Here is a 23,998-nt window from a genome sequence, read left to right as displayed (position 1 = left end):
ATAAAAAAACGCAGACGATTTGTCTACGTTTTTTTATTTGGCCCGGCAACGTCCTACTCTCGCAGGGGGAAACCCCCAACTACCATCGGCGCTGGAAAGCTTAACTTCCGTGTTCGGGATGGAAACGGGTGTGACCTTTCCGCCATCATCACCGGACCAGTATAATTTTGGGATGTGTTCCCTGAAAACCGGATGGGAGAAAAAACTGTAAACTGAGAATAGCTTTGGTTTCTAACTTTGAGAATTGTCTAGCTCCAGCGCCTATCGGCTAGCGTATTTCTGCGCTTTCTCCCTACGATAAGTCAACATCGGCTCGCCTTTAGGGGCTCGCCGTGTTTCCTTTATCTCAGTCGAAAGCTCCGAAATCCGTACGCCGATGACCAAGGCGCTTCCGCTTTTCGTGGTTAAGTCCTCGATCGATTAGTATCCGTCAGCTCCACGCGTCGCCGCGCTTCCACCCCGGACCTATCAACCTGATCATCTTTCAGGGATCTTACCAGTATAAACTGTGGGAAATCTCATCTTGAGGGGGGCTTCATGCTTAGATGCTTTCAGCACTTATCCCTTCCGCACATAGCTACCCAGCGATGCCTTTGGCAAGACAACTGGTACACCAGCGGTGCGTCCATCCCGGTCCTCTCGTACTAAGGACAGCTCCTCTCAAATTTCCTGCGCCCGCGACGGATAGGGACCGAACTGTCTCACGACGTTCTGAACCCAGCTCGCGTACCGCTTTAATGGGCGAACAGCCCAACCCTTGGGACCGACTACAGCCCCAGGATGCGATGAGCCGACATCGAGGTGCCAAACCTCCCCGTCGATGTGGACTCTTGGGGGAGATCAGCCTGTTATCCCCAGGGTAGCTTTTATCCGTTGAGCGATGGCCCTTCCATGCGGAACCACCGGATCACTAAGCCCGACTTTCGTCCCTGCCCGACTTGTAAGTCTCGCAGTCAAGCTCCCTTATGCCTTTACACTCTGCGAATGATTTCCAACCATTCTGAGGGAACCTTTGGGCGCCTCCGTTACCTTTTAGGAGGCGACCGCCCCAGTCAAACTGCCTGCCTGACACTGTCTCCCACCCCGGTAAGGGGTGCGGGTTAGAATTTCAATACAGCCAGGGTAGTATCCCACCGATGCCTCCGCCGAAGCTGGCGCTCCGGTTTCCAAGGCTCCTACCTATCCTGTACAAGCTGTACCAAAATTCAATATCAGGCTGCAGTAAAGCTCCATGGGGTCTTTCCGTCCTGTCGCGGGTAACCTGCATCTTCACAGGTACTATAATTTCACCGAGTCTCTCGTTGAGACAGTGCCCAGATCGTTACACCTTTCGTGCGGGTCAGAACTTACCTGACAAGGAATTTCGCTACCTTAGGACCGTTATAGTTACGGCCGCCGTTTACTGGGGCTTCAGTTCAGAGCTTCGCCTTACGGCTAACCCCTCTCCTTAACCTTCCAGCACCGGGCAGGTGTCAGCCCCTATACTTCGCCTTGCGGCTTCGCAGAGACCTGTGTTTTTGCTAAACAGTCGCCTGGGCCTATTCACTGCGGCTTCCCGGGGCATACACCCCAAAAAGCACCCCTTCTCCCGAAGTTACGGGGTCATTTTGCCGAGTTCCTTAACGAGAGTTCTCTCGCTCACCTTAGGATTCTCTCCTCGCCTACCTGTGTCGGTTTGCGGTACGGGCGCCTTTCACCTCACTAGAGGCTTTTCTTGGCAGTGTGGAATCAGGAACTTCGGTACTAAAATTTCCCTCGCCATCACAGCTCCGCCTTGGCGCGAAGGATTTGCCTCCGCACCGGCCTAACTGCTTGGACGCGATCAACCAGTGTCGCGCTTGCCCTATCCTCCTGCGTCCCCCCATCGTTCAAACGGTGAAGAGGCGGTACAGGAATATCAACCTGTTGTCCATCGCCTACGCCTTTCGGCCTCGGCTTAGGCCCCGACTAACCCTGAGCGGACGAGCCTTCCTCAGGAAACCTTAGGCATTCGGTGGAAGGGATTCTCACCCTTCTTTCGCTACTCATACCGGCATTCTCACTTCTAAGCGCTCCACCGGTCCTTCCGGTCCGGCTTCAACGCCCTTAGAACGCTCTCCTACCACGGACACCAAACGGTGTCCATCCGCAGCTTCGGTGATACGTTTAGCCCCGGTACATTTTCGGCGCAGCGTCACTCGACCAGTGAGCTATTACGCACTCTTTGAATGATGGCTGCTTCTAAGCCAACATCCTGGTTGTCTAAGCAACGCCACATCCTTTTCCACTTAACGTATACTTTGGGACCTTAGCTGGCGGTCCGGGCTGTTTCCCTTTCGACCATGGATCTTATCACTCACAGTCTGACTCCCAAGCATAAGTTTTTGGCATTCGGAGTTTGTCTGAATTCGGTAACCCGATGAGGGCCCCTCGTCCAAACAGTGCTCTACCTCCAAAACTCTCCGCTTGAGGCTATCCCTAAAGCTATTTCGGAGAGAACCAGCTATCTCCAAGTTCGATTGGAATTTCTCCGCTACCCACACCTCATCCCCGCACTTTTCAACGTGCGTGGGTTCGGGCCTCCAGCAAGTGTTACCTTGCCTTCACCCTGGACATGGGTAGATCACCTGGTTTCGGGTCTGCGGCCTCATACTCTTTCGCCCTGTTCAGACTCGCTTTCGCTGCGGCTCCGCTTCTTCAGCTTAACCTTGCATGAGACCGTAACTCGCCGGTTCATTCTACAAAAGGCACGCCATCACCCGTTAACGGGCTCTGACTACTTGTAGGCACACGGTTTCAGGATCTCTTTCACTCCCCTCCCGGGGTGCTTTTCACCTTTCCCTCACGGTACTGGTTCACTATCGGTCACTAGGGAGTATTTAGCCTTGGGAGATGGTCCTCCCGGATTCCGGCGGGATTCCTCGTGTCCCGCCGTACTCAGGATCCACTCGGGAGAGAACGAAGTTTCAGTTACAGGGCTTTTACCTTCTCCGGCAGGCCTTTCCAGGTCGCTTCACTTACCCCGTTCTTTTGTAACTCCCATATGAGTGTCCTACAACCCCGGAAGGCAAGCCTTCCGGTTTGGGCTGTTTCCTGTTCGCTCGCCGCTACTTGGGAAATCGCAATTGCTTTCTCTTCCTCCGGGTACTGAGATGTTTCAGTTCCCCGGGTGTGCCCTTCCTGCCCTATGGATTCAGGCAGGAATCCTGTCCGATTAAAGACAGGGGGTTTCCCCATTCGGAAATCTCCGGATCAAAGCTTACGTACAGCTCCCCGGAGCATATCGGTGTTTGTACCGTCCTTCATCGGCTCCTAGTGCCAAGGCATTCACCGTGCGCCCTTTCTAACTTAACCATAAAAAGGTTTAAATCCAAAAATAAGCGATTCTCGGTTTACTTGGTTTGTTTCTCCTATCCGGTTTTCAAAGAACACATGTTGAAGGATTGAACCTTCAAAACTGAACAAAACGGAAACGCCAAACTTGATTTTGGAAAACGAAGTTTTCCTTTTCTGTCTAGCTCCGGGCGCTATCGGCTAGCGTATTTCTACGTCTTCTCCCTACGATAAGTCAACATCGATTCGCCTTTAAGGCTCATCGTGTTTCCTTTATCTCAGTCGAAGACTACGAAATCCGTACGCCGATGAACAAGCGCCCTACGCTTTTCCCCTTAGAAAGGAGGTGATCCAGCCGCACCTTCCGATACGGCTACCTTGTTACGACTTCACCCCAATCATCTGTCCCACCTTCGGCGGCTGGCTCCGTAAAGGTTACCTCACCGACTTCGGGTGTTACAAACTCTCGTGGTGTGACGGGCGGTGTGTACAAGGCCCGGGAACGTATTCACCGCGGCATGCTGATCCGCGATTACTAGCGATTCCGGCTTCATGCAGGCGGGTTGCAGCCTGCAATCCGAACTGGGAATGGTTTTCTGGGATTGGCTTAACCTCGCGGTCTCGCAGCCCTTTGTACCATCCATTGTAGCACGTGTGTAGCCCAGGTCATAAGGGGCATGATGATTTGACGTCATCCCCACCTTCCTCCGGTTTGTCACCGGCAGTCACCTTAGAGTGCCCAACTGAATGCTGGCAACTAAGGTCAAGGGTTGCGCTCGTTGCGGGACTTAACCCAACATCTCACGACACGAGCTGACGACAACCATGCACCACCTGTCACTCTGTCCCCCGAAGGGGAAGGCCCTGTCTCCAGGGAGGTCAGAGGATGTCAAGACCTGGTAAGGTTCTTCGCGTTGCTTCGAATTAAACCACATGCTCCACCGCTTGTGCGGGCCCCCGTCAATTCCTTTGAGTTTCAGCCTTGCGGCCGTACTCCCCAGGCGGAGTGCTTAATGCGTTAGCTGCAGCACTAAAGGGCGGAAACCCTCTAACACTTAGCACTCATCGTTTACGGCGTGGACTACCAGGGTATCTAATCCTGTTTGCTCCCCACGCTTTCGCGCCTCAGCGTCAGTTACAGACCAGAGAGCCGCCTTCGCCACTGGTGTTCCTCCACATCTCTACGCATTTCACCGCTACACGTGGAATTCCACTCTCCTCTTCTGCACTCAAGCCTCCCAGTTTCCAATGACCGCTTGCGGTTGAGCCGCAAGATTTCACATCAGACTTAAGAAGCTGCCTGCGCGCGCTTTACGCCCAATAATTCCGGACAACGCTTGCCACCTACGTATTACCGCGGCTGCTGGCACGTAGTTAGCCGTGGCTTTCTGGCCGGGTACCGTCAAGGCACCGCCCTGTTCGAACGGCACTTGTTCTTCCCCGGCAACAGAGCTTTACGACCCGAAGGCCTTCTTCACTCACGCGGCGTTGCTCCGTCAGACTTTCGTCCATTGCGGAAGATTCCCTACTGCTGCCTCCCGTAGGAGTTTGGGCCGTGTCTCAGTCCCAATGTGGCCGATCACCCTCTCAGGTCGGCTACGCATCGTTGCCTTGGTGAGCCGTTACCCCACCAACTAGCTAATGCGCCGCGGGCCCATCTGTAAGTGACAGCCGAAGCCGTCTTTCCTTTTTCCTCCATGCGGAGGAAAAAACTATCCGGTATTAGCCCCGGTTTCCCGGCGTTATCCCGATCTTACAGGCAGGTTGCCCACGTGTTACTCACCCGTCCGCCGCTAACCTTTTAAAAGCAACCTTTTAAAAGCAAGCTTTTAAAAGGTCCGCACGACTTGCATGTATTAGGCACGCCGCCAGCGTTCGTCCTGAGCCAGGATCAAACTCTCAGTAAAGATGTTTGATAAAAGCTCAAAAAGAATTTGACGTTTCGTTTTGTCCAGTTTTCAAGGAACAATCTTTGCTATTCTTAACAGCGACTTAATTATTATATCAAAATATCAATTCGCTGTCAACATCTTTTTTATCAGACTCCCAATATTTATCAGTTCCTGTCGAGTCAGCTTTATTATCATACCATCCGTGTTATCCTAAGTCAATATAAATTGGCATGAAATTTTTTCCAAACCCAATCCATCAAATTACCAACAAAAAGACCGACACACGGGGATCTTTTGGGCAAAATCAAATTGACTTCTTTTTGTTATCAGTGGAAAATGAAAACGTGTAGGAGCGATGCATTTTCCGATTAAGGAGAGGTTGATTTTGAAAACATTTTTTCGCAATTACAAATCCACTGCCATATTGTTGGCTGCCATCATCATTGGCGGCATTGCGGGCGTGGTTGCAGGCTCAAAAGCAGAAGTTGTAAAGCCATTCGGGGATTTATTTTTAAATTTAATGTTTACGGTTATTATTCCGCTTGTCTTTTTCAGCATTTCTTCTGCCATCGCAAATATGGCCGGTCTTGGCCGTTTGGGCAAAATTTTAGGAAGCATCATTCTTGTATTTCTTGGCACTTCCCTCTTGGCAGCCATCATTGGTTTTGGCGGCACTTTCATCATCAAGCCGCTTGCGCATACAGATACAACCGCCATAGAACAAATGATGGCAAAAGCTGACGGCAGCCGGCAAAATAGTACTCATCCGTCTTTTCTCGAACAACTTGTTCAAACGTTCACAGTGCCTGATTTTCCAAATTTATTTACCAAAACGAATATGCTTCAGCTGATTGTTTTTTCTGTTCTGTTCGGCCTGGCTACCACATTGGCCGGGGAGAAAGGAAAGCCTGTTGCTGTTTTTTTGGCATCAGGAACAGCCGTCATGATGAAATTTGTTAAAATCATCATGTATTATGCGCCAATCGGGCTTGGGTGTTACTTTGCTTCCATCATCGGCACACTTGGCCCGCAAATTTTGGAAGGATATGCGCGTTCGTTTGGTTTATACCTGATCTTAACGATCATTTATTTTTTCGGCTTTTTTACCTTATATGCCTTTATGGCCGGGGGGACGGAGGGCATCAAGGTGTTTTGGAAAAATGCGGTCCCCCCTTCTGTTACGGCCATTGCGACCTGTTCAAGTGCTGCCTGCATTCCGATTAATTTGGAAACCGTTCAAAAAATGCATGTGCCTTCCGACATCGCAGAAACAGTGATTCCTTTAGGTGCGAACACGCATAAGGACGGCTCTGTGTTTGGCGGCGTGCTGAAAATCGTTTTTTTGTTCACCTTGTTCGGAAAAGATTTGACAAGCCTGCCCCATATGCTGGCAGTCATTGCCGTTGCATTTCTTGTTGGCGCGGTAATGGGGGCGATCCCGAGCGGCGGTATGATCGGGGAGATGCTGATTTTAAGCGTTTTTGGATTCCCGCCGGAGTCGCTGCCGATTATTGCAGTAATCAGTACGATTATTGATGTCCCGGCCACACTTTTAAACTCAACCGGAAACACGGTAAGCGCCATGCTCGTTTCCCGGCTCGTAGAAGGAAAACATTGGCTCAGCCGCACGCAGTAAAAGAAAGAACAAGGCAGCCCGCTTCTCAGGCGGAATCCGTGGCGGCCGGAGAAGGAGCCGGCATTTCCGCCGGTTTCTTAAAAGAAACGCTGTTTCGGAAAAAACATGACGGAAATGGAAAATCCGCCGGGAAAAATGATTTTCCCGGCGGATTTCTTGTTTAAAAAAGGGGCAGCCTGTTGCCCGTAAAATTAGTTTGTTTTCACAGCTGTTTCCTGTTTTTTATACAGATTCAGCAAAGCTTCGTCCGCATAGGTTTCGTCGACTGCGGCTTGTTCAACTGCATCATATGCCATCGTGTTGGTTACGATCACCATCGTTGTCGTGTCATAGCCGGCTTCTTTTATTTTTTCCGGGTCAAAGGTGCCGAGTACATCACCCTTCCTGATGCGGTCCCCGGCTTTTACATTGGAATGGAAATGTTCCCCGTTTAAGTTGACGGTATCAATGCCGACGTGGATCAATACTTCTGCCCCGCGGTCGGATTGCAAGCCGTATGCATGGCCGGTCGGAAAAGCAACAGATACTTGTCCGTCAAATGGAGCGACCACTTTTCCTTCTTCCGGCACAACGCCAACCCCTTTTCCCATCGCTTCCGAGCTGAAGACCGGATCATTTACAGAGGTTAACGGAACAACGCGGCCTTTTACCGGATTGTAGACAATTTCGTTCAGCTCCATGCCGGCTGTATCCACTTTTGGCAGTTCTTTTTGTTCCGCTTCCATTTTGCTTTCCACAGCTGCCGTTTTCTTTTCCGTCAGGCTTTTCTTGCCCATTTGTACGTTTGCGAGCATTTTTTCATTGTTTTCTTCATTAAAACCGAAGATCAATACAAGTACGAACGCAATCGCCCATGCGGCAACACCCGCAACAGCTTCCATGGCAACGCTTGAACCTTTGCCGATAAACAGCGGAAGTTCAAAGAAATTCATAATCGGCGTGTACTGAAAAGCTTTTACACCGGCAAAACCAGCAATAGCGCCGCCGATCGCACTGCCGGCCAAACCGAAAATAAAACCTTTTTTATATTTCAAGTTGATGCCGTATATCGCAGGCTCTGTAATGCCGAAGAAGTTACTGATTGCAGCGGAAACGGCGATTTCCCTGTTTTTCGATTTTTTTGCTTTGAAAATCGCGCCTGTCACCGCCCCAAACTGTCCGAAAACGGCAACAAACATCATCGAAAGCAGCGTATCATAACCATAGTTTTGAATGTTAATCAGTGAGATCGGCAAAATCCCCCAGTGCAGCCCAAAGACGACAAACACCTGGAATAACCCGGCCAGAATAAATCCGGCAACAGCAGGACTTAAGCTGTACAAGTATTGATAGCCGTAAGCAAGTCCCATGCCGATCGCATTGCCTAATGGGCCGATGACGATAAAAGTGAGGGCGCCGGCAACAAGCAATGTGAAAAACGGCACAAATACAAGCTGGGCAACAGCCGGTAAATGTTTTTTAAACCATCTTTCAATATAACTCATCATCCAAATGGCCAAAATGGTCGGGATCACTGCACCGCCGTACTGTTTAAAGTTGATGGCGTACCCGGCAATGTGGCCGATTTTTGGAATCGTGCTGTCTGTCAGCGGGTAAATCATCGCTGCAGCAAGAGCAACAGAGATAAACCGGTTTGTGTTAAACTTATCCGCCGCCGTAATCGCAATAAAGATCGGCAGCAATGTAAACACACCGGTTGCAAGCGCGTCCAGGATGCTGTACCAGACGGATGATTCAGACACGATATGGGTGTTTGCCAAAAGGATGGCAACGCCTTTTAAAACGCCAGCACCAGCCAGGACGGAGATAAACGGCGTAAAAATACCGGAAAGCACTGCCACAAAGCGGTCGAAAATATTGCCTTTTTCTTCGCTTTCTTCTGCAGCCGCATCGTTTTCAGCCCCCGCATCGGAAGCCGTAAAATGATACTGGTCCATAATGGCGTTATAAACAGGAACGACTTCATCCCCGATCACGACTTGGTACTGTCCGCCTGCATTCACCGCCGTCAGTACATTTGGTAAGCCTTCCAGCACTTCTTTGTTTGCCTTGCCTGTATCTTTTAACCGGAAGCGCAAACGGGTGGCACAGTGCACAAGCGACTTTACATTATCAGGCCCTCCGACATTTGCCACAATATCGCGGGCAAGCTGCGTATAATCTTTCTTTGCCATGCAAAATCCTCCTCATATCATGATGGTTTCCGGAAACAGACGTGCAGCAACTCCCCAGGAAAATAAAAAGGCATGAGGAAAAAGCGGGAAGACTATGGCGGTTGCCACTCCCGACATCTTTTTCACTCATGCCTGATCGAATCAGTAACACGTTATGATAACCATTGATTAATTTTTGATATGGAACCCGTTTCAGACGCATGCCGGAAAACCAGCTTCTGCATCGTACACCGGTTTTTTACTGTTTGCTGCACCATTCACAATTTCCACGACAAATTATAGCACCATAGGTTTCCTGTTGCAAGAAAAAAATTAAAAAAGCATTCTACATCCCGGCATGAAAAATCACGGCGTTTTGCCATATATTCAGCCTTTCATCACGCATGCCATGTATGCCCGCGATCAGGATGGCGTTTCATGATTCCATTTTGGTTTGAATCCGCTGCAGATGCATCGTCAGGTAAACGGCTTCTGCATCGTACACCGGTTTTTGTAATGCTTGTTGCATGATTTTGATCAATTTCCACGACAGATTATAACACCGCGGGTATTCCTGTTGCAGAAAATGATTCAATTTCTCGGGCTCCTCCACTTTTTCCCCCGTCAGCACGCGGTCAATCGTATAGCGCAAATGGCGGACAAGGCGCATGTAATGAATACTGTCTTTGTCAAAAGTCATTTTAAATTCATGCTCAACCGTGGAAATGAGCTGCCCGATCAGATGGGAATGCCGGCTTAATTCGGAAAGTTGCTTATCCGTTACGGCACTGTGGATGTGCAAGGCAATAAACCCGGCTTCCCCTTCCGGCAAATAGACGTCCGTTGCTTCATTGATATAATCCACTACTTCGCAGGCAATTTCGTATTCGCGCGGATAGAGAATTTTCGTTTCGGCAACGAACGGATTTTTGACAGCCAGCCCTTTCCGGATCCGGTCGATCGCAAAAGCAATATGGTCTGTCAAGGCAACATGGATATGTTCATTTAAAGGAGAATCCGCCCGGCTGCGGATCATCTCAATGGCCGAAATGACCACTTCAAGGGTTTGATTATCAATAGAAGGAATCAGCTTCATATACTGTTCCTGTTCTGTTTCGTTTTTCAGCACAAACATTTTTTCAGCGGATGCCTGCGGGATGGGCTCCCCTTTTTTTCGGTTAAAACCAATCCCCTTTCCAATCAACACCGTTTCTTCATAGCGGGGGTGGGAGGCAACAAGTACATTATTGTTTAAAACTTTTTTAACGATAAAAGCTTCCATTTCAATCCCCCTCGGCTATAGTACAATATGATTAGTTTAAATGAAATGCGCCGGTTTTTCAATTTCAAGCGCCACAAAAAAACTTGCAGAGCGCGCTCTGCAAGTTTTTTGGGCACTATTTTAAGAAAATAAAATACAGTAAGAAGACGACAAAGAAGAAATACATGACCGGATGAATTTCTTTGATTCTTCCTTTTACAATCATCGTAATCGGATAAAAGATGAATCCAATGGCAATCCCGGTTGCGATGCTATAAGTGAGCGGCATGGCAATCAATGTAAGGAAAGCCGGTACGGCAATTTCGAATTTATCCCATTCAATATGACGCAAGTTCGATACCATCAGCACGCCGACAATGATGAGCGCCGGTGCTGTGACGTTGGTAGTAATGACTGATAAAAGCGGGAAGAAAAAGATCGATAAAATAAAGAAACAGGCCGTAACAAGAGAAGCAAAACCGGTTCTTGCCCCTGCGGCAACCCCTGACGAAGACTCGACAAAGGAAGTTGTCGTCGAAGTCCCGAGCACAGCCCCAATAATGGTCGCAATGGAATCTGACACAAGTGCCCGTCCTGCATTCGGCAGTTTGTTGTCTTTCATGAGCCCTGCCTGGTTTGCAACCGCCACAAGCGTTCCGGCATTATCAAAAAAGTCGACAAAGAAAAACGTTAAAATAGCACCAATCATTTGCGCCGACCAGAAAGAGGAGTCCCCGAATGAACTGAACAGCGCGCCGAACGTCGGACTTAAACTTGGAACCGAACTGACAACTTGATGCGGCACCTTCAACAATCCAAAAATCATCCCGACAATACTTGTAAGAATAATGCCGTAAAAAACGGAACCTTTTATCCCTCTTGTCATCAGAATAACGGTGACCACAAGCCCGAAAATGGAAAGCAGAACAGGCCCTTTTGACAAATCCCCCAAGGCGACAAACGTTGCATCATCCCCGACAATAATGCCGGCATCTTTCAGCCCGATAAACGTGATGAACAGGCCGATGCCTGCACCGATCGCGTGTTTTAACTGGATCGGAATGGCGTTGATCAATTTTTCGCGGATGCCCGTCAGTGTGAGCAGAAAGAAGAAAACGCCGGAAATAAAGACAGCGGCGAGTGCGTGCTGCCAAGGAATTTTGTAGCTCAGGACGACTGTATAAGCAAAAAAGGCATTCAATCCCATGCCAGGAGCAAGCGCGAGTGGATATTTCCCAAAAAGGCCCATCACAATTGAACCGATCGCGGAAGCAATGGCGGTGGCCACAAATACAGCCCCCTGGTCCATATGCATGGAAGCCGGAAGTCCCTTTACGCTGGCAAGCGACAATGTCAGCGGATTTACGGCCAAAATATAGGCCATAGCCAAAAAGGTTGTCAGTCCGCCAATAAATTCCTGGCGGTAACTTGTTCCGATTTTTTCAAACTCAAAATAGTTCTTCATGTTGCCTTATCCCTCCTGTGGAATTTCCAAATTCGCCATAACAGAAAAACGTTCCGAACGTAAACGCCCGAAACGCCAGACTTAAGGAATGAGGAGGGGCAAAGGTTGCTATTTTTATACGATTGCCCTCAGACTCTATCTCATTACCTCGTAGTCAAGCTATTTACGGCAGCTTGGTAGAAACGTTCAGGCCATATCCCTGAATATATACGATGGTATTGCATATTGAATTGACAAGATTGATTGTAACGGGAAAGTGAAAAGAAGTCAATAGAAAACACGAACATTTTCCTCTTGCTGCAGGTTAATATTCGTTCGTTTGTGGGCCGCCATTTTGTTAAAAATAAAATTTTTGGGCTGGCAGAGAACCGATTTTTCATTTATCCGCCCCCAATTCACGAAATAGAGAGCCCCATTTTTCGCTTTTCGCCAGTTGCAGGAAAGGACATCATCCCTTAGAATGAGCATATATTCGACAAAGGAGGTGGAAAAATGGCAGAAGTCACAAACGAAATGCTGCTTACGGCCATCAAAGAACTGTCCGGCGAAGTCCTTTCAATGAAGGCAGAGATGAAAGAAATGAAAGCAGACATCGCCGGACTGAAAGAGGATGTTGCCGAGCTGAAGCAAGATGTTACAGTGCTAAAACAGGATGTTGCTTCCCTGAAAAGCGAAATGGCAGAAGTAAAGCAGGATGTTGCAGGTTTGAAACAGGATGTCGCAGTGCTAAAACAAGATGTTGCCGAGCTGAAGCAAGATGTTGCAGTGCTGAAACAGGATGTTGCTTCCCTGAAAAGCGAAAGAGCAGAAGTAAAGCAGGATATCGCGGGCATGAAAAAAGATTTGGACAACCTCGACAACTATTATGCCAGGCTGGATGATAAAATGGATGTCTTGTTCGAAGACTTAATAAATGTCAAGACGGATATCCGCCACTTAAAAAAAGCCCGATAAGAAGCTTCCATTTTGCGCAGCGGACAGCCTGCGTTTTTTTCTTTTAAAAACCCCGCCATATACACGGAATAAACCATGCCAGCAGGCGGGGACCAACATTTTTTAAAACCACTCCGTACCAAAAGGCAGGCCCGGATCTACTATTGGTACTGGGCCTCGTGCAGTTTTGCAAAAATCCCCCCGCGGGTAAGGAGCTCATCATGGCGCCCTTGTTCGGCAATTCCATCCTTGGTGACGACAACAATCCGGTCAGCATTGCGAATGGTCGCCAGCCTGTGCGCAATGACAAGCGTTGTCCGGTCTTTTGCCAGTTCATCCAATGCCGCTTGGATTTGCCTTTCGGTTTCCGTATCAAGGGCAGACGTTGCCTCATCCAGGATTAAGATGGGCGGATTTTTCAAAAACATGCGCGCAATCGCCAGCCGCTGCTTTTGCCCACCGGAAAGCTTAAGGCCGCGTTCGCCGATTTGCGTATCAAACCCATCAGGCAGCGCACGGATGACCTCTTCCAAATGGGCGCGCCGGGCTGCTTCTTCAATTTCTTCATCTGTTGCATCCAATTTTCCGTACGCAATGTTTTCGCGGATGGTGCCGGCAAAAAGGAAGACATCCTGCTGAACAATGCCAATCTGCGAGCGGAGCGATTTTTTCGTCATATTGCGGATATCCATTCCGTCAATGGTAATGCTGCCGCTATTCACATCGTAAAAGCGTGGGATCAGGGAGCAAATGGTCGTTTTCCCTGCACCAGAAGGCCCAACAAATGCAACCGTCTCCCCGGCACGGATTTTGAGATTCAGCCTCTTTAACACAGGCTGGCCGCCCGGATAAGCGAAGCTGACATTGTTGAACGCGATGTTGCCGTTTAACGCCGGAACCTCGACCGCATTTTCCCTGTCCCGGACATCCGGCGTGCGGTCCAGTAATTCTGTAAACCGTTTAAAACCGGCCATCCCTTTCGGATACAGCTCCATGATCGCACTGATTTTATCAATCGGCTTGAACAGCACGTTCACATACAGCACAAAACCGACCAGCTCGCCGTATTTCAATTCCCCGCTGTATACCAGCCATGCCCCGTATACAAGGACGACAAGGACGATCAGCCGGCTCATCATATACGTGCTGGAATTGGTCAGCGCCATCGTTTTATACGCAAGCAATTTCGCCTTCCGGAACCGTTTGTTATTTTTCTGAAACTGCGTGATTTCATAATTTTCATTCGCGAATGACTGGACGACGCGGACCCCTGCAACACTATCCTCGACACGCGCATTCACTTCGGCAATCTCGCCATACATCTTGCCCCATGCCTCGTTCATTTTCATATTGCAATACGTGATGATCCAGACCAAAAACGGCACAATAATGAGGGTGATGAAAGCCAGTTTGGCATTGACCGTAAACATAATGCAAAACGCGCCGAAAAACGTCATCACGGCAATAAAAGCATCTTCCGGGCCGTGGTGGGCAAGTTCGCCGATGTCAAAAAGATCGTTTGTGATCCGGCTCATGACGTGGCCGGTTTTCACATTATCAAAAAATGAAAAAGACTGCCGCTGCACGTGTACAAACAATTCTTTGCGCATATCCGTTTCAATATTGATGCCGAGCTGATGCCCCCAGTAGGTGACGATGTACTGCAAATACGTACTGATCAAATAAAGGACCAACAGCGCAATGCTGACGCTCGTAATCGTTGCCCATTTTCCGCTTGGCAGCAGGCTGTCAATAAACCACTGGACACAAAGCGGAAAGGCCAGTTCAAAAACAGCTACAATCACCGCGCTTGTAAAATCAAGGATAAACAGCTTTTTATGCGGCAAATAATAGGAAAAAAAGCGGCGTAACATATGTCCCCTCCTGTCACAAAGTTAGTTGGAAGCATGCCGTGTGGAAACAAGCCATTTTCTCTTCGCAATCACGGCCAGCCGGATCGAAAACACAATGGCCAGCACCGTGAGCACAGCGATCATCAGCACAACCCCGTTCCATCCGAGACGTCTGTAAAACACGCCCCCGACTGTCCCGCCGATGCTTGAGCCGATATAATAAAAGAATAAATACAATCCGGACGCCTGCGCTTTATCATGGGAGGAAAGACGGCCAACCCAGCCGCTTGCGATCGAATGGCCGGCAAAAAAGCCGAATGTGAACACGGCAATGCCGAAAATTTTCAGCCATAAAGACGGAATAAGCGTAATCGAAGCCCCCAGGAGCACAATAAGGAGCGAAAGCTGTAAAATTTTCCGCCTGCCGTGCCGGTCCGCAAGCATCCCCATCCATGCCGAGCTGAATGTGCCAACGAGGTAGACGATAAAAATGAAGCCGACGACCGTCTGGCTCAGCGAATACGGCGGCGCAATCAGCTGGAATCCAATGTAATTATACAGCGAAACAAAACTCCCCATTAATAAAAATCCAATCAAAAATAAATAAATCAGACCCGGTTCCACAAGCTGGCGGACGAGGCTCCCTGTCAGTTTCCCAATCTCCAATTTCCGGGCAGTAAAGTGGGAAGACGGCGGCAGCACGACCCAAAACAGGATGCTTGCGAGCAGGCTGATCACCCCGATCGACGCCAGCGCCACATGCCAATTGAAAAAATCGGTCAAAGTCCCGCAGATGATCCGTCCTGCCATGCCCCCGATCGAATTTCCGCTGATATATAACCCCATCGCAAGTCCGAGGCTTGACGGCAAAATCTCTTCTCCCAAATAGGCCATGGCAACAGCCGGCAACCCGGCAAGCACAAGGCCCTGCAGCACCCGACAGAGAATTAGCAAATGATAAGTCGGGGCAAAAGCGGTCAAGATGCAAAGAGCAGACGAAGCAATCAACGAAAAAGACATCACGGATTTTCGCCCGAACACTTCCGACAACGATCCGGCAATCAGCATGCTCACCGAGAGTGTTACGGTTGTAGAAGACAGGCTCAGGCTCGACATTGTCGGCGACAGGTGAAACTGCTCCGCAATATCTGGCAAAAGCGGCTGCATCCCCCAAAGGATCGCAAACGTATTGAACCCCCCGGCAAATAGCGCAAGATTTGCCAGGCGGAATTCCCTTGTCCCTTGCTCGATGTATTTCATTTCTGCACAAACCCCTTTGCTGCAAATTCCAAAAATTCCGTACCATACTATCTATCATACCCTTTTTTTCTTTCTGTTCCAATCAATCCAATCCACACGCCCGCATCGCAAAGAATGCTCCCACAAAGCAGAAAGAACAAAATGGAAAGATAAAAAACAGAATGTATGCCAGGTACAATTCAGCTATAATGAAAAGAAGAAAAGGCGGAGCCGGAGGGGAAAGAGGATGGAGAAAATTAAAATTGTGATTGCCGATGACAACTCTTTTATACGCGAGGGGTTAAAAATCATTTTATCGTCATATGAAGAGTTTGAAGTCATGGCAACGGTCGGAAACGGCAAGGAAGCGGCAGCATATTGCCGGAATCAGCCGGTTGACATTGCCCTTTTGGATGTGCGGATGCCGGAGATGAACGGCGTTGAAGCTGCGAAAATCATTGCAGCCCAAACATCTGCCAAACCTATGATCCTGACCACCTTTGACGATGACGAATATATTGTCGATGCATTAAGAAACGGGGCAAGAGGCTACTTGTTGAAAAATAATGATCCCGAAAAAATCCGTGACGCAATCAAAAGTGTCTATAACGGCAACAGCATTTTCCAGGATGCGGTTCTCGATAAAATTAAATCCAATTTAAGTGGCAGAGAACCGGAACCGAAAATAGACCTGAAAAAGTTCACGGAAAGAGAGCGTGAAATCATGTCCCTGATTGCAAAAGGCTTTTCCAATAAGGAAATTGCCAAAACCTTATACATTTCAGAAGGGACAGTCGCAAATTACATCACCTCAATTTTTGGCAAAACAGGGCTTGAGCACCGCACCCAAATTGCCGTTTATTATCTTACAGGGAAAGGGAATGAAACATGGAATCCCGGCTGATTGCGGCAAAACTGGCACTCATTGGCTGGGCCGCTTTTATGGCTATTCAGGAAGATTTGGCTCTTGCTCCCGCTGTATTCCTGCTTCTTCTCTATTTTATTGCAAATATCGCGATGTACATTTGGAATAGAAAGGCATTGCCTGCTTTTTTTGCGGCCTGCTCCATTGGCATTGCCGGTTTCGGCGCTTTATATGTAGCTCCCCTGTTTGTCATCTTCGCGCCGCTATCCGTTTTGGAGCTCGCCGCAAAGTGGCCCGTGCCAAGATCGATACAGGCACTCATCCTGCTTGTACCCCTTTTTTATTTAAAAACCGGGACAGCCGGCCAGTACGTTTTCTCGTCAGCCTTTAGCTGGATCATTTGGGATACGGCCGTTACGTATGCAGACCGGCTGGAAAAGAAAGAACAGCAGCTTGACCGGCTGCGCGCTTCAGTCCAGAGACTCACGCGCCGCCTGAATGAAAACGAGGAATTCATCCGCCAATCCGAATACACCTACCGGCTGGAAGAACGGAACCGGATTTCGCAGGAAATTCATGACAATATCGGCCACGTGATGACTGGCGCACTCATCCAGATGGAAGCGGCAAAAAGCCTTCTGGAAAAAGACCCCACCCGCGCACGGGCGTTACTGCAAAACGCAATCACCATTACAAAAGAAGGAATTGAAAGCATCCGGCTGACGCTGAAACAAATGAAACCACCCGTTGAACAAGTCGGCATTCACCGGCTGCAGCTTGCTTTAGATACGTTTTCCGCAAGATATGAACTTGAAACGATGCTCACTTACAGTGGCAATCTCGACTGCATTACCCATGTACAATGGAAAATCATTCATGAAAATGTGAAAGAAGCGTTGACCAATGCGCGCAAATATGCCGATGCATCACAGATTACCGTCAACATTCAAGTCCTCAATAAAATCATCAAAGCAGAAGTAAAAGACAATGGCAAAGGTGCCGCTAAAGTTAAAAAAGGGCTTGGCATTACCGGCATGGAAGAACGAGCAGCCACACTTAGAGGCCATGTCATCACCGACGGTTCGCACGGTTTTTCCGTGACCACCCTACTTCCCATTGAGCCGTGAACAGCCTCACCTGCAAAATATGAATTTTTTCATATGAAAGTCATGAACGATCCCACTTACCAGGAATCGTTCCTTTTTTTATACTAAAGACACAACGGAAGTCAGGGGGAAAGAAACCATGAACGTACTGGAAATCCGAAATTTGACAAAAAAATTCGACGACTTTATTGCGGTTGACCGTATCTCACTGCAAGTAAAGAAAGGGGAAATTTTCGGTTTTCTCGGGGCAAACGGCGCCGGCAAAAGCACGACGATCAACATGATTGCCGGCTTGTTAAGAAGCAATGACGGGACCATTGAAATCCTCGGAAAAAACATCATGAAAAACAAACGGTTTGCGAAAATGAATCTCGGCATTGTCCCGCAAGATCTTGCCATTTACGAAGATTTAACCGCTTTTGAAAATGTCCGGTTTTTCGCCGGGCTCTACGGTCTGCGCGGCAGTGAACTGGATGCAAAAACAAGGGAAGCACTCGCTTTTGTCGACCTTGGGGACCACCATAAAAGCACACCGGACAAGTTTTCCGGCGGGATGAAGAGGCGCCTCAATATTGCATGCGCGATCGCCCATCAGCCGAAACTGATCATCATGGATGAACCGACAGTCGGGATTGATCCGCAGTCGCGCAATTATATTTTGAATTCCGTGCGCAAACTGAATGAAATGGGCTGCACCATCATTTATACGAGTCATTACATGGAAGAAGTGGAAGAAATCTGCACAAAAATCGCGATCATTGACCACGGCAAAATCATCGCAGAAGGCTCAAAGGAACAATTGAAATCGATCATTACAGACAAAAAAGAGGTCCGGATTGAAGTGAAAACAACAGAACCGGTTGATCCCGCGGAAATCAGGAAGATAAAAGGCGTTGAAACGGTATCCGTCCAAGAAAATATCATTCGGATCCAGTCTGATGCAAGCATCAACAATTTAAATCTGATCCTTGAATTTTTAATCAGCCGGCATATTGAAATTAAGGCCCTGCAGGAAAAAGAACCGAACCTTGAAACGGTATTTTTAACTTTAACCGGCCGGAATTTAAGGGATTAGGGAGGAAAAACGCGATGTCAAGCATCCTGCACATCTTAAAAAAAGAAGTGATTACCGTATTCCGCAACAAACGCACCCTTATATTTATGCTTGCCTTTCCGCTCGTTTTAATGCTTGTGCTCGGTTCCGCCCTTTCGAATGCGTTTGACAAGACGGTTTCGGTCGGCGAGATTCACGTGTTGTACAAAAATGACCTTAATAAAGATGCCGCACCCTATTTCCATACATTCCAACAGTACGCGGAAAAATCGGATATCCATTTTGAAAAGGCCGGCAAAAACACGGACGGCTTGAAAGAAGTAAAGCTCGGCAATGCGGATGGATATGCCGTTTTAAATGGCCATGGCATCCGGCTATATACGAATGGAAGAAACAGCATAAAAGGCAGTATTTTAGAAGGCGTATTTTCGGCTTTTGCCGACCAGTACAATCTTGCCGCAGAAGTGATGAAAACTGCGCCGGAAAAAAGTGGGGCTGCCTTCGAAAAGATTAAACACAATTACATTCAAACGGAATCTCTTCTTCCGAATAAAGAGCCCGGCGCGATGGATTATTATGCGATCGTGATCACGACAATGATTTGCCTGTACGCATCTTTAGGATCGAGCGCTTTTATGCAAGTGGAGCGGACACGGAAAACAGCTGACAGGCTCATTGCCGCCCCGGTCAGAAAAAGCAGTATTTTTATCGGAAAGCTTTTCGCAGATGTTCTCATTTATACCGCTTGCATAGCACTTATCATCATTGTGAGCAAGGTCGTTTACAAAGCGAATTGGGGAAACCATCTTCCGCTCGTATTCCTTGTGCTTTTAACAGAGATTATTCTTTCGGTCAGCATCGGCATCGGCGTCAGTATATTCAGCAAGTCTGCCGCCACAGGAGCGATTTTAAACCTTTTTATCCAGCTGTCGGCATTTTTTGGCGGTGCCTACTTCAAAATTGAAAACCCCGGCAAATTACAGGCTGTAATGGACCTTTCGCCGTTGACATGGATCAATCAGGCGATTACGAAAATCATTTACAACAATGATTTATCTGCCGCTACCCCGGTCGCTGCAGCAAATCTTGGCATTGCCCTATTGATTCTTTTCATCTCTGTAACGGCACTGCAAAAAAGGGAGGGTTTGTAATGAAAGACGTTTTATGGCTGGTCCGTAACACATTAAGCAAAACCTTTCGAAAGAAAAGAAATGTTCTCCTTTATATCGGGTTGCCTTTTATCAGTATTTTTATCGCTTTCCTTGTATACGGCGGGAGCGGTGTAAAAACCCTTCACGTCGGCATCGTGGATAAGGATCACAGCCAAATCGCCACTGATACGGCCCATTTCCTGAGTGGGCTGGGCAATGTCAAAACGGCCGCTATTCCGCAATCCGAATTGAAAAGCCAATTGGCAGACGGAAAGCTTGACTGTGCCATCATTTTTGAAAAGGGGTTTGCCGCAAGTGTCAGGAGCGGAAATCCTGCTCATATCCGGATGGCTTCAATTAAAGGAGCAGAAGTAACAAAGTTTGTGCAATCCTATTTATATCAATACATCGATCATATCGTATCCATCAGCAAAGTATCGTCAGGAAACGAACAGACTTTTCAAACGATGTATGATGAATTCCAAAAAGCTTCCTATAAAGTGAAAACCATTCATTTGCAGGATCTTTCCCAATCTAGTGATTTAACCTATCAGACGATGGGCGTGCTTATCCTGTTTATGCTTATGTCTGCCTTCAGTTTGTCTGAACTGATTCTTGCCGAAAGAGAAAACCGCACGTATTTCAGGCTATTGTCTTCGCCGGTCAGCGCGGGCAAGTATGTATTGTCCAATGTACTTTGCAACCTGATCGTGATGGCGGTTCAAATTGCATTGATCACAGCGGCCATGAAATATGTTTTCCATATGACGATGAATCTTTCCATCTGGCAGCTGTCAGCCGTCATGTTCCTGTTTGCCTGGATTTCAACCGGCATTTCCTTAATGATGGTGTCGCTGTCAAACAGCCGGAGTGCTTTTAACTCGCTGCAATCCTTAATCGCCGTACCGACGTGCATGCTTTCCGGCTGCTTCTGGCCGGTGGAAATCATGCCGAAAGCCCTGCAGAAAGTTTCCGATTTTCTGCCGCAGCGCTGGACATTGGAAACCTTGGACAAATTGCAAACCGGCCATCCGCTCAGCAGCCTGTATTTAAACATTTTGATCCTGATTGCCTTTGCGCTTTGTTTCTTCCTGTTTGCCATTTACAAGTTCAGCAGAAACCGCAATACCCATAACTTTGTATAGTTCTTGCAAAAAGAGAGGCAGATCCGCCTCTCTTTTTGACATGTTGCCGGCTATGTTGTATTTGCGTTTGGCAGGTTAGGTTGCTTTGCTCCATCAACAGACCCGCAACGGAGCAGGAACACCCCATTCACCTGCTTTTCAATTCCGGAAGTTTCGGTTCGGATCCCTGTCCCGCTTGCCCCAAACCTGCGGGATAGGCATCCATTTTTTCAGCTTCGCTTCCATGGATTTTTTTCTTCATCTCATGGAAGCGGTGCCAAATTTTCCAATGCACTTTTATGCCAGGACCGGTTTGAATTCCCCTTTCACCGTTTGGTGGCCGTTATTTTCTTCCAGCGCTTGTGATTTTTCAAGGTTGAATTTTTCCATGATTGGTAGGTCACTACAAGAGAACAGGAACGAATCTTCCAATGCCACATGCTCATGCCATGCCCAATTCGGAATGACGAAATAATCACCTTTTGACCAGTCAAAGCGGACGCCGTTAATGATGCTGTAGCCGGAACCGCGGAAGACGTTATAAATCGACGCATGGGTATGGCGGTGCGCTTTCGTATGGAATCCTTTCGGCAGTTTCTGCATCCACGAAGCAATCGTTGCATTTGCCGTTTCACCAGTTGACGGATTGATGTATTCAACCGCATAGCCGTCATACGGATCAGGCTCAAACGCGCTGAGCCCGTCGATTGCTTTGACCGTCTGGCTCCATTTATAATCGGCAAGCGGCGCCACACTTGCATAGCGGTCGGAAATCGGGCGCACCATACCGCCTTGATAGCGCCTTGACGTAAAGTTATCCGGTTTTTTCGGTTGTTGAAGCTGATCCGGGTACGGCTCGAAAAACGTTCCGCCCATCGAATAAATGACCGGTATGTCAAGCGCATCCATCCAAATCATCGGCTTATCCCCGACATGGGCGTGGCCGTGCCAGAGACCGGCCGGCGTAATCAGAAAATCCCCTTCTTCCATAAAAATGCGTTCGCCCTCGACAATAGTGTAAGCGCCTTCCCCGTTTGTAATAAACCGAAGCGCCCCTTGCGAATGGCGGTGGGAAGGCGCTTTTTCACCCGGCAAAATCAATTGTGCCGCCGCATACAATGTTTGCGTCGTGGAAGCCCAACTCCAAGGCTGACGATAAGTAAGCCCCGGATTTTGGAAATAAATGGCGCGGCGTTCGCCTCCGCGTTCCGGCGTGAAAATTTCAGCAGATTCCATCAATTTTTTATAAATCAGGTCCCATTTCCACAAATACGCTTCTGCCTGCGGTTTCGGTTCATGGTTCATAATAGCGGGAATCGCTTCCCAAAGCGGCCCGAGGTGATATTGTTCCAAATCCCGGTTAAAATCCTTTACTATCTGGCTTTGCATAAATTCCGTTGTTTCTCCCATCCTCATCTTCTCCCCTTTATTGATTAATATGAAATTTTGATAAATTCCGGTTGATCTGCCCGTAATGTTTGGCAATATGTTCGACAATTAAGTGATCGACAATAAACGAAACCGGCTTGGTCCCAAAGTTCGGATTTTTGCTTTCCGCTTCGATCTGCAGGGTGTCTTCATCCAGTTTTTCCAGCCGGCCGGAAAGCTCGGTTTTTAAGCTGCGGAGTCCCGCCAAAACTTCTGAAACGGACTGGCTGTCTGTTGTGTTCACGGCTTCAAGCCGCGCTTCGTCGTTCAGCCCGCGACCCCATTTGATCTGCGGATTTTCTTTGATTTTTTCAATTTCCCCCATCCAGTAAGGCCCGACTTCCAGGACATGGCATAGGATTTGCATGATCGACCATTCTTCTTCACTCGGTTTTTTGCGGATGATGTCTTCGGAAAGCCCCTCCGCCGTTTTAATGATCTGATCAAGCGATTTGTGCACAGACCGGATTGCGTTTTCCATATACGGAATTGCCATTACACCATCACCTCAGTCGTTTTTTTCACTTTGTTCTCAAGGGCACCGATTTTGTCAATTTCAATCCGGACCACATCCCCGTCTTTCAGGAACACTTGCGGATCGCGGGCAAATCCGACTCCCCCGGGCGTTCCGGTTAAAATGACATCGCCCGGTTCAAGTGTCATTAAGTTTGACAAAAATTCAACCAAGTATGGGACTGTGAAAACAAGATTGGCTGTATTCGTATGCTGCCTTTCTTCCCCGTTGACAGTAACAACCATTTCAAGGCCGGACGGATCAGTGAGTTCATCACCCGTAACAAGCCATGGCCCCATTGGCGCTGTGCCGTCCACCGATTTACCTTGAAGCCATTGCAATGTTCTGCGCTGAATATCCCGGTACGTGACATCATTGACAATCGTGTAGCCGGCAACATAGTCGAGTGCCTCTTCCTGTGAAACATTTCTTGCCTTTTTTCCGATGACAAAAGCAAATTCCCCTTCGTAATCCAGCTGCTCCGAGATCGGGAAGAACGGAATATCATCCTGCGGCCCGATGACCGTATTTGCAAATTTGGCAAACACAACCGGATACGGAGGCAGTTCCCGCTTCATTTCAAGAATATGCTCTTTGTAGTTGTGCCCGACGCAAATCATTTTCCCCGGTTTCGGTACAGGCGCTTCCAGTTTCACTTCTTCAGCCGGAAAAACAAGCCGCCTTTCTTTATCTGTCTTTACTTTCAAGGCATAGTCCACCGCTTCTTTTGCGTACTCCATGCTTTCTTTACCGCCCTCTAGAAATCCGTTCATATCATTTGGAATATAAGCTTCCGCAATCTGACGGGCGCGGAGTTTCCCCTTTGATTCCAAAAGTGCCGTAAAAGCCGTATGTAAATCTACAGCAAGCCCATCTGCGTAAGCGCCAATTCTGGCCACACCTTCAGAACGGAAGGTCAAAAGTTTCATCCCATCATCCCCATTCATATTTTGTACACGGTTACATTTTTAGTTGGGCATATTGAATTGGAAGGCAAATCAAACATTTGCAT

At 48.2% G+C, this 23,998-nt stretch carries 16 protein-coding genes, 3 rRNA genes and 1 riboswitch; of the genes, 8 read left to right on the top strand and 11 right to left on the bottom strand.

Annotated elements, in window-relative coordinates; translation table 11 throughout:
- Window positions 1-40 precede the first annotated feature (40 nt).
- The 3 genes from rrf to BCOA_RS25470 all read right to left on the bottom strand — a co-directional run bounded on the left by rrf (window position 41) and on the right by BCOA_RS25470 (window position 5,219).
- Window positions 41-156: ribosomal RNA gene (gene rrf, locus BCOA_RS25480) — 5S ribosomal RNA — on the bottom strand.
- A 244-nt stretch (window positions 157-400) separates the two neighbouring features.
- Window positions 401-3,333 (bottom strand): 23S ribosomal RNA (locus BCOA_RS25475).
- Between the two features lie 318 nt (window positions 3,334-3,651).
- Window positions 3,652-5,219: ribosomal RNA gene (locus BCOA_RS25470) — 16S ribosomal RNA — on the bottom strand.
- Together the 16S, 23S and 5S rRNA genes form the textbook arrangement of a ribosomal RNA operon.
- Window positions 5,220-5,589: 370 nt before the next feature.
- Between BCOA_RS25470 and BCOA_RS25465 the strand changes: the two genes are divergently transcribed.
- Window positions 5,590-6,840: a dicarboxylate/amino acid:cation symporter gene (locus BCOA_RS25465; RefSeq protein ID WP_014096894.1), complete on the top strand. Its 1,251-nt coding sequence runs from the start codon at window positions 5,590-5,592 to the stop codon at window positions 6,838-6,840.
- Entirely contained in the window at window positions 6,819-7,004 is a 186-nt protein-coding gene (locus BCOA_RS25460) for a hypothetical protein (protein ID WP_026684240.1), read from the top strand. The genes BCOA_RS25465 and BCOA_RS25460 overlap by 22 nt, the downstream gene beginning before the upstream one ends.
- A gap of 27 nt (window positions 7,005-7,031) precedes the next feature.
- On the opposite strand, the gene BCOA_RS25455 is transcribed toward BCOA_RS25460, so the two are convergent.
- From BCOA_RS25455 to BCOA_RS25445, 3 genes are all read right to left on the bottom strand, one after another.
- On the bottom strand, window positions 7,032-9,014 hold the full coding sequence (locus BCOA_RS25455) for a beta-glucoside-specific PTS transporter subunit IIABC (RefSeq protein ID WP_014096893.1): 1,983 nt from the start codon (window positions 9,012-9,014) through the stop codon (window positions 7,032-7,034).
- Window positions 9,015-9,429: 415 nt separating this feature from the next.
- Complete coding sequence (glcT, locus tag BCOA_RS25450; protein ID WP_014096892.1) at window positions 9,430-10,275, bottom strand: glucose PTS transporter transcription antiterminator GlcT; 846 nt, start codon at window positions 10,273-10,275, stop codon at window positions 9,430-9,432.
- Between the two features lie 115 nt (window positions 10,276-10,390).
- A complete protein-coding gene (locus tag BCOA_RS25445) occupies window positions 10,391-11,719 on the bottom strand; it encodes an NCS2 family permease (protein WP_014096891.1) in 1,329 nt (442 codons plus the stop codon).
- Window positions 11,720-11,850: 131 nt separating this feature from the next.
- Window positions 11,851-11,952, bottom strand: a riboswitch (purine riboswitch).
- Between the two features lie 259 nt (window positions 11,953-12,211).
- Here BCOA_RS25445 and BCOA_RS25440 point away from each other — a divergent pair.
- Window positions 12,212-12,673, top strand: coding sequence for a hypothetical protein (locus BCOA_RS25440; RefSeq protein WP_014096890.1), 462 nt, complete (start codon window positions 12,212-12,214; stop codon window positions 12,671-12,673).
- A gap of 140 nt (window positions 12,674-12,813) precedes the next feature.
- Here the strand turns inward: BCOA_RS25440 and BCOA_RS25435 are convergent, their stop codons facing one another.
- Together BCOA_RS25435 and BCOA_RS25430 are read right to left on the bottom strand one after the other, a co-directional pair.
- The gene (locus tag BCOA_RS25435) at window positions 12,814-14,526 is read right to left on the bottom strand and encodes an ABC transporter ATP-binding protein (RefSeq protein ID WP_014096889.1); all 1,713 of its coding nucleotides are present in this window, start codon (window positions 14,524-14,526) and stop codon (window positions 12,814-12,816) included.
- Window positions 14,527-14,547: 21 nt separating this feature from the next.
- Window positions 14,548-15,765: an MFS transporter gene (locus BCOA_RS25430; RefSeq protein ID WP_014096888.1), complete on the bottom strand. Its 1,218-nt coding sequence runs from the start codon at window positions 15,763-15,765 to the stop codon at window positions 14,548-14,550.
- 226 nt (window positions 15,766-15,991) lie between these two features.
- Here BCOA_RS25430 and BCOA_RS25425 point away from each other — a divergent pair, with 226 nt between their 5' ends.
- The 5 genes from BCOA_RS25425 (at window position 15,992) to BCOA_RS25405 (ending at window position 21,065) form a co-directional block, all read left to right on the top strand.
- Entirely contained in the window at window positions 15,992-16,648 is a 657-nt protein-coding gene (locus tag BCOA_RS25425; protein WP_014096887.1) for a response regulator, read from the top strand.
- Window positions 16,633-17,736 carry a sensor histidine kinase gene (locus BCOA_RS25420; protein ID WP_014096886.1) on the top strand — a complete coding sequence of 368 codons (1,104 nt, stop codon included), beginning with the start codon at window positions 16,633-16,635 and terminating at the stop codon, window positions 17,734-17,736. The genes BCOA_RS25425 and BCOA_RS25420 overlap by 16 nt, the downstream gene beginning before the upstream one ends.
- A gap of 118 nt (window positions 17,737-17,854) precedes the next feature.
- A complete protein-coding gene (locus tag BCOA_RS25415; RefSeq protein WP_014096885.1) occupies window positions 17,855-18,790 on the top strand; it encodes an ABC transporter ATP-binding protein in 936 nt (311 codons plus the stop codon).
- Window positions 18,791-18,804: 14 nt separating this feature from the next.
- Complete coding sequence (locus BCOA_RS25410; protein ID WP_014096884.1) at window positions 18,805-19,920, top strand: ABC transporter permease; 1,116 nt, start codon at window positions 18,805-18,807, stop codon at window positions 19,918-19,920.
- Entirely contained in the window at window positions 19,920-21,065 is a 1,146-nt protein-coding gene (locus tag BCOA_RS25405; RefSeq protein WP_014096883.1) for an ABC transporter permease, read from the top strand. The genes BCOA_RS25410 and BCOA_RS25405 overlap by 1 nt, the downstream gene beginning before the upstream one ends.
- Window positions 21,066-21,341: 276 nt before the next feature.
- On the opposite strand, the gene BCOA_RS25400 is transcribed toward BCOA_RS25405, so the two are convergent.
- Genes BCOA_RS25400 through BCOA_RS25390 form a run of 3 tightly spaced genes read right to left on the bottom strand, consistent with a single transcriptional unit; the run spans window position 21,342 to window position 23,915 of the window.
- Window positions 21,342-22,454, bottom strand: a complete 1,113-nt coding sequence (locus tag BCOA_RS25400; protein ID WP_014096882.1) for a cupin domain-containing protein — start codon at window positions 22,452-22,454, stop codon at window positions 21,342-21,344.
- A 16-nt stretch (window positions 22,455-22,470) separates the two neighbouring features.
- On the bottom strand, window positions 22,471-22,968 hold the full coding sequence (locus BCOA_RS25395; RefSeq protein ID WP_014096881.1) for a DinB family protein: 498 nt from the start codon (window positions 22,966-22,968) through the stop codon (window positions 22,471-22,473).
- Complete coding sequence (locus BCOA_RS25390; RefSeq protein WP_014096880.1) at window positions 22,968-23,915, bottom strand: fumarylacetoacetate hydrolase family protein; 948 nt, start codon at window positions 23,913-23,915, stop codon at window positions 22,968-22,970. The genes BCOA_RS25395 and BCOA_RS25390 overlap by 1 nt, the downstream gene beginning before the upstream one ends.
- Between the last annotated feature and the right edge of the window lie 83 nt (window positions 23,916-23,998).

Origin of the sequence: Heyndrickxia coagulans 36D1 (assembly GCF_000169195.2) — a bacterium.
Taxonomy (GTDB): domain Bacteria; phylum Bacillota; class Bacilli; order Bacillales; family Bacillaceae_C; genus Weizmannia; species Weizmannia faecalis.
The sequence above is the reverse complement of the archived record's forward strand: the minus strand, read 5'-3'. Positions and strand labels throughout refer to the sequence as shown.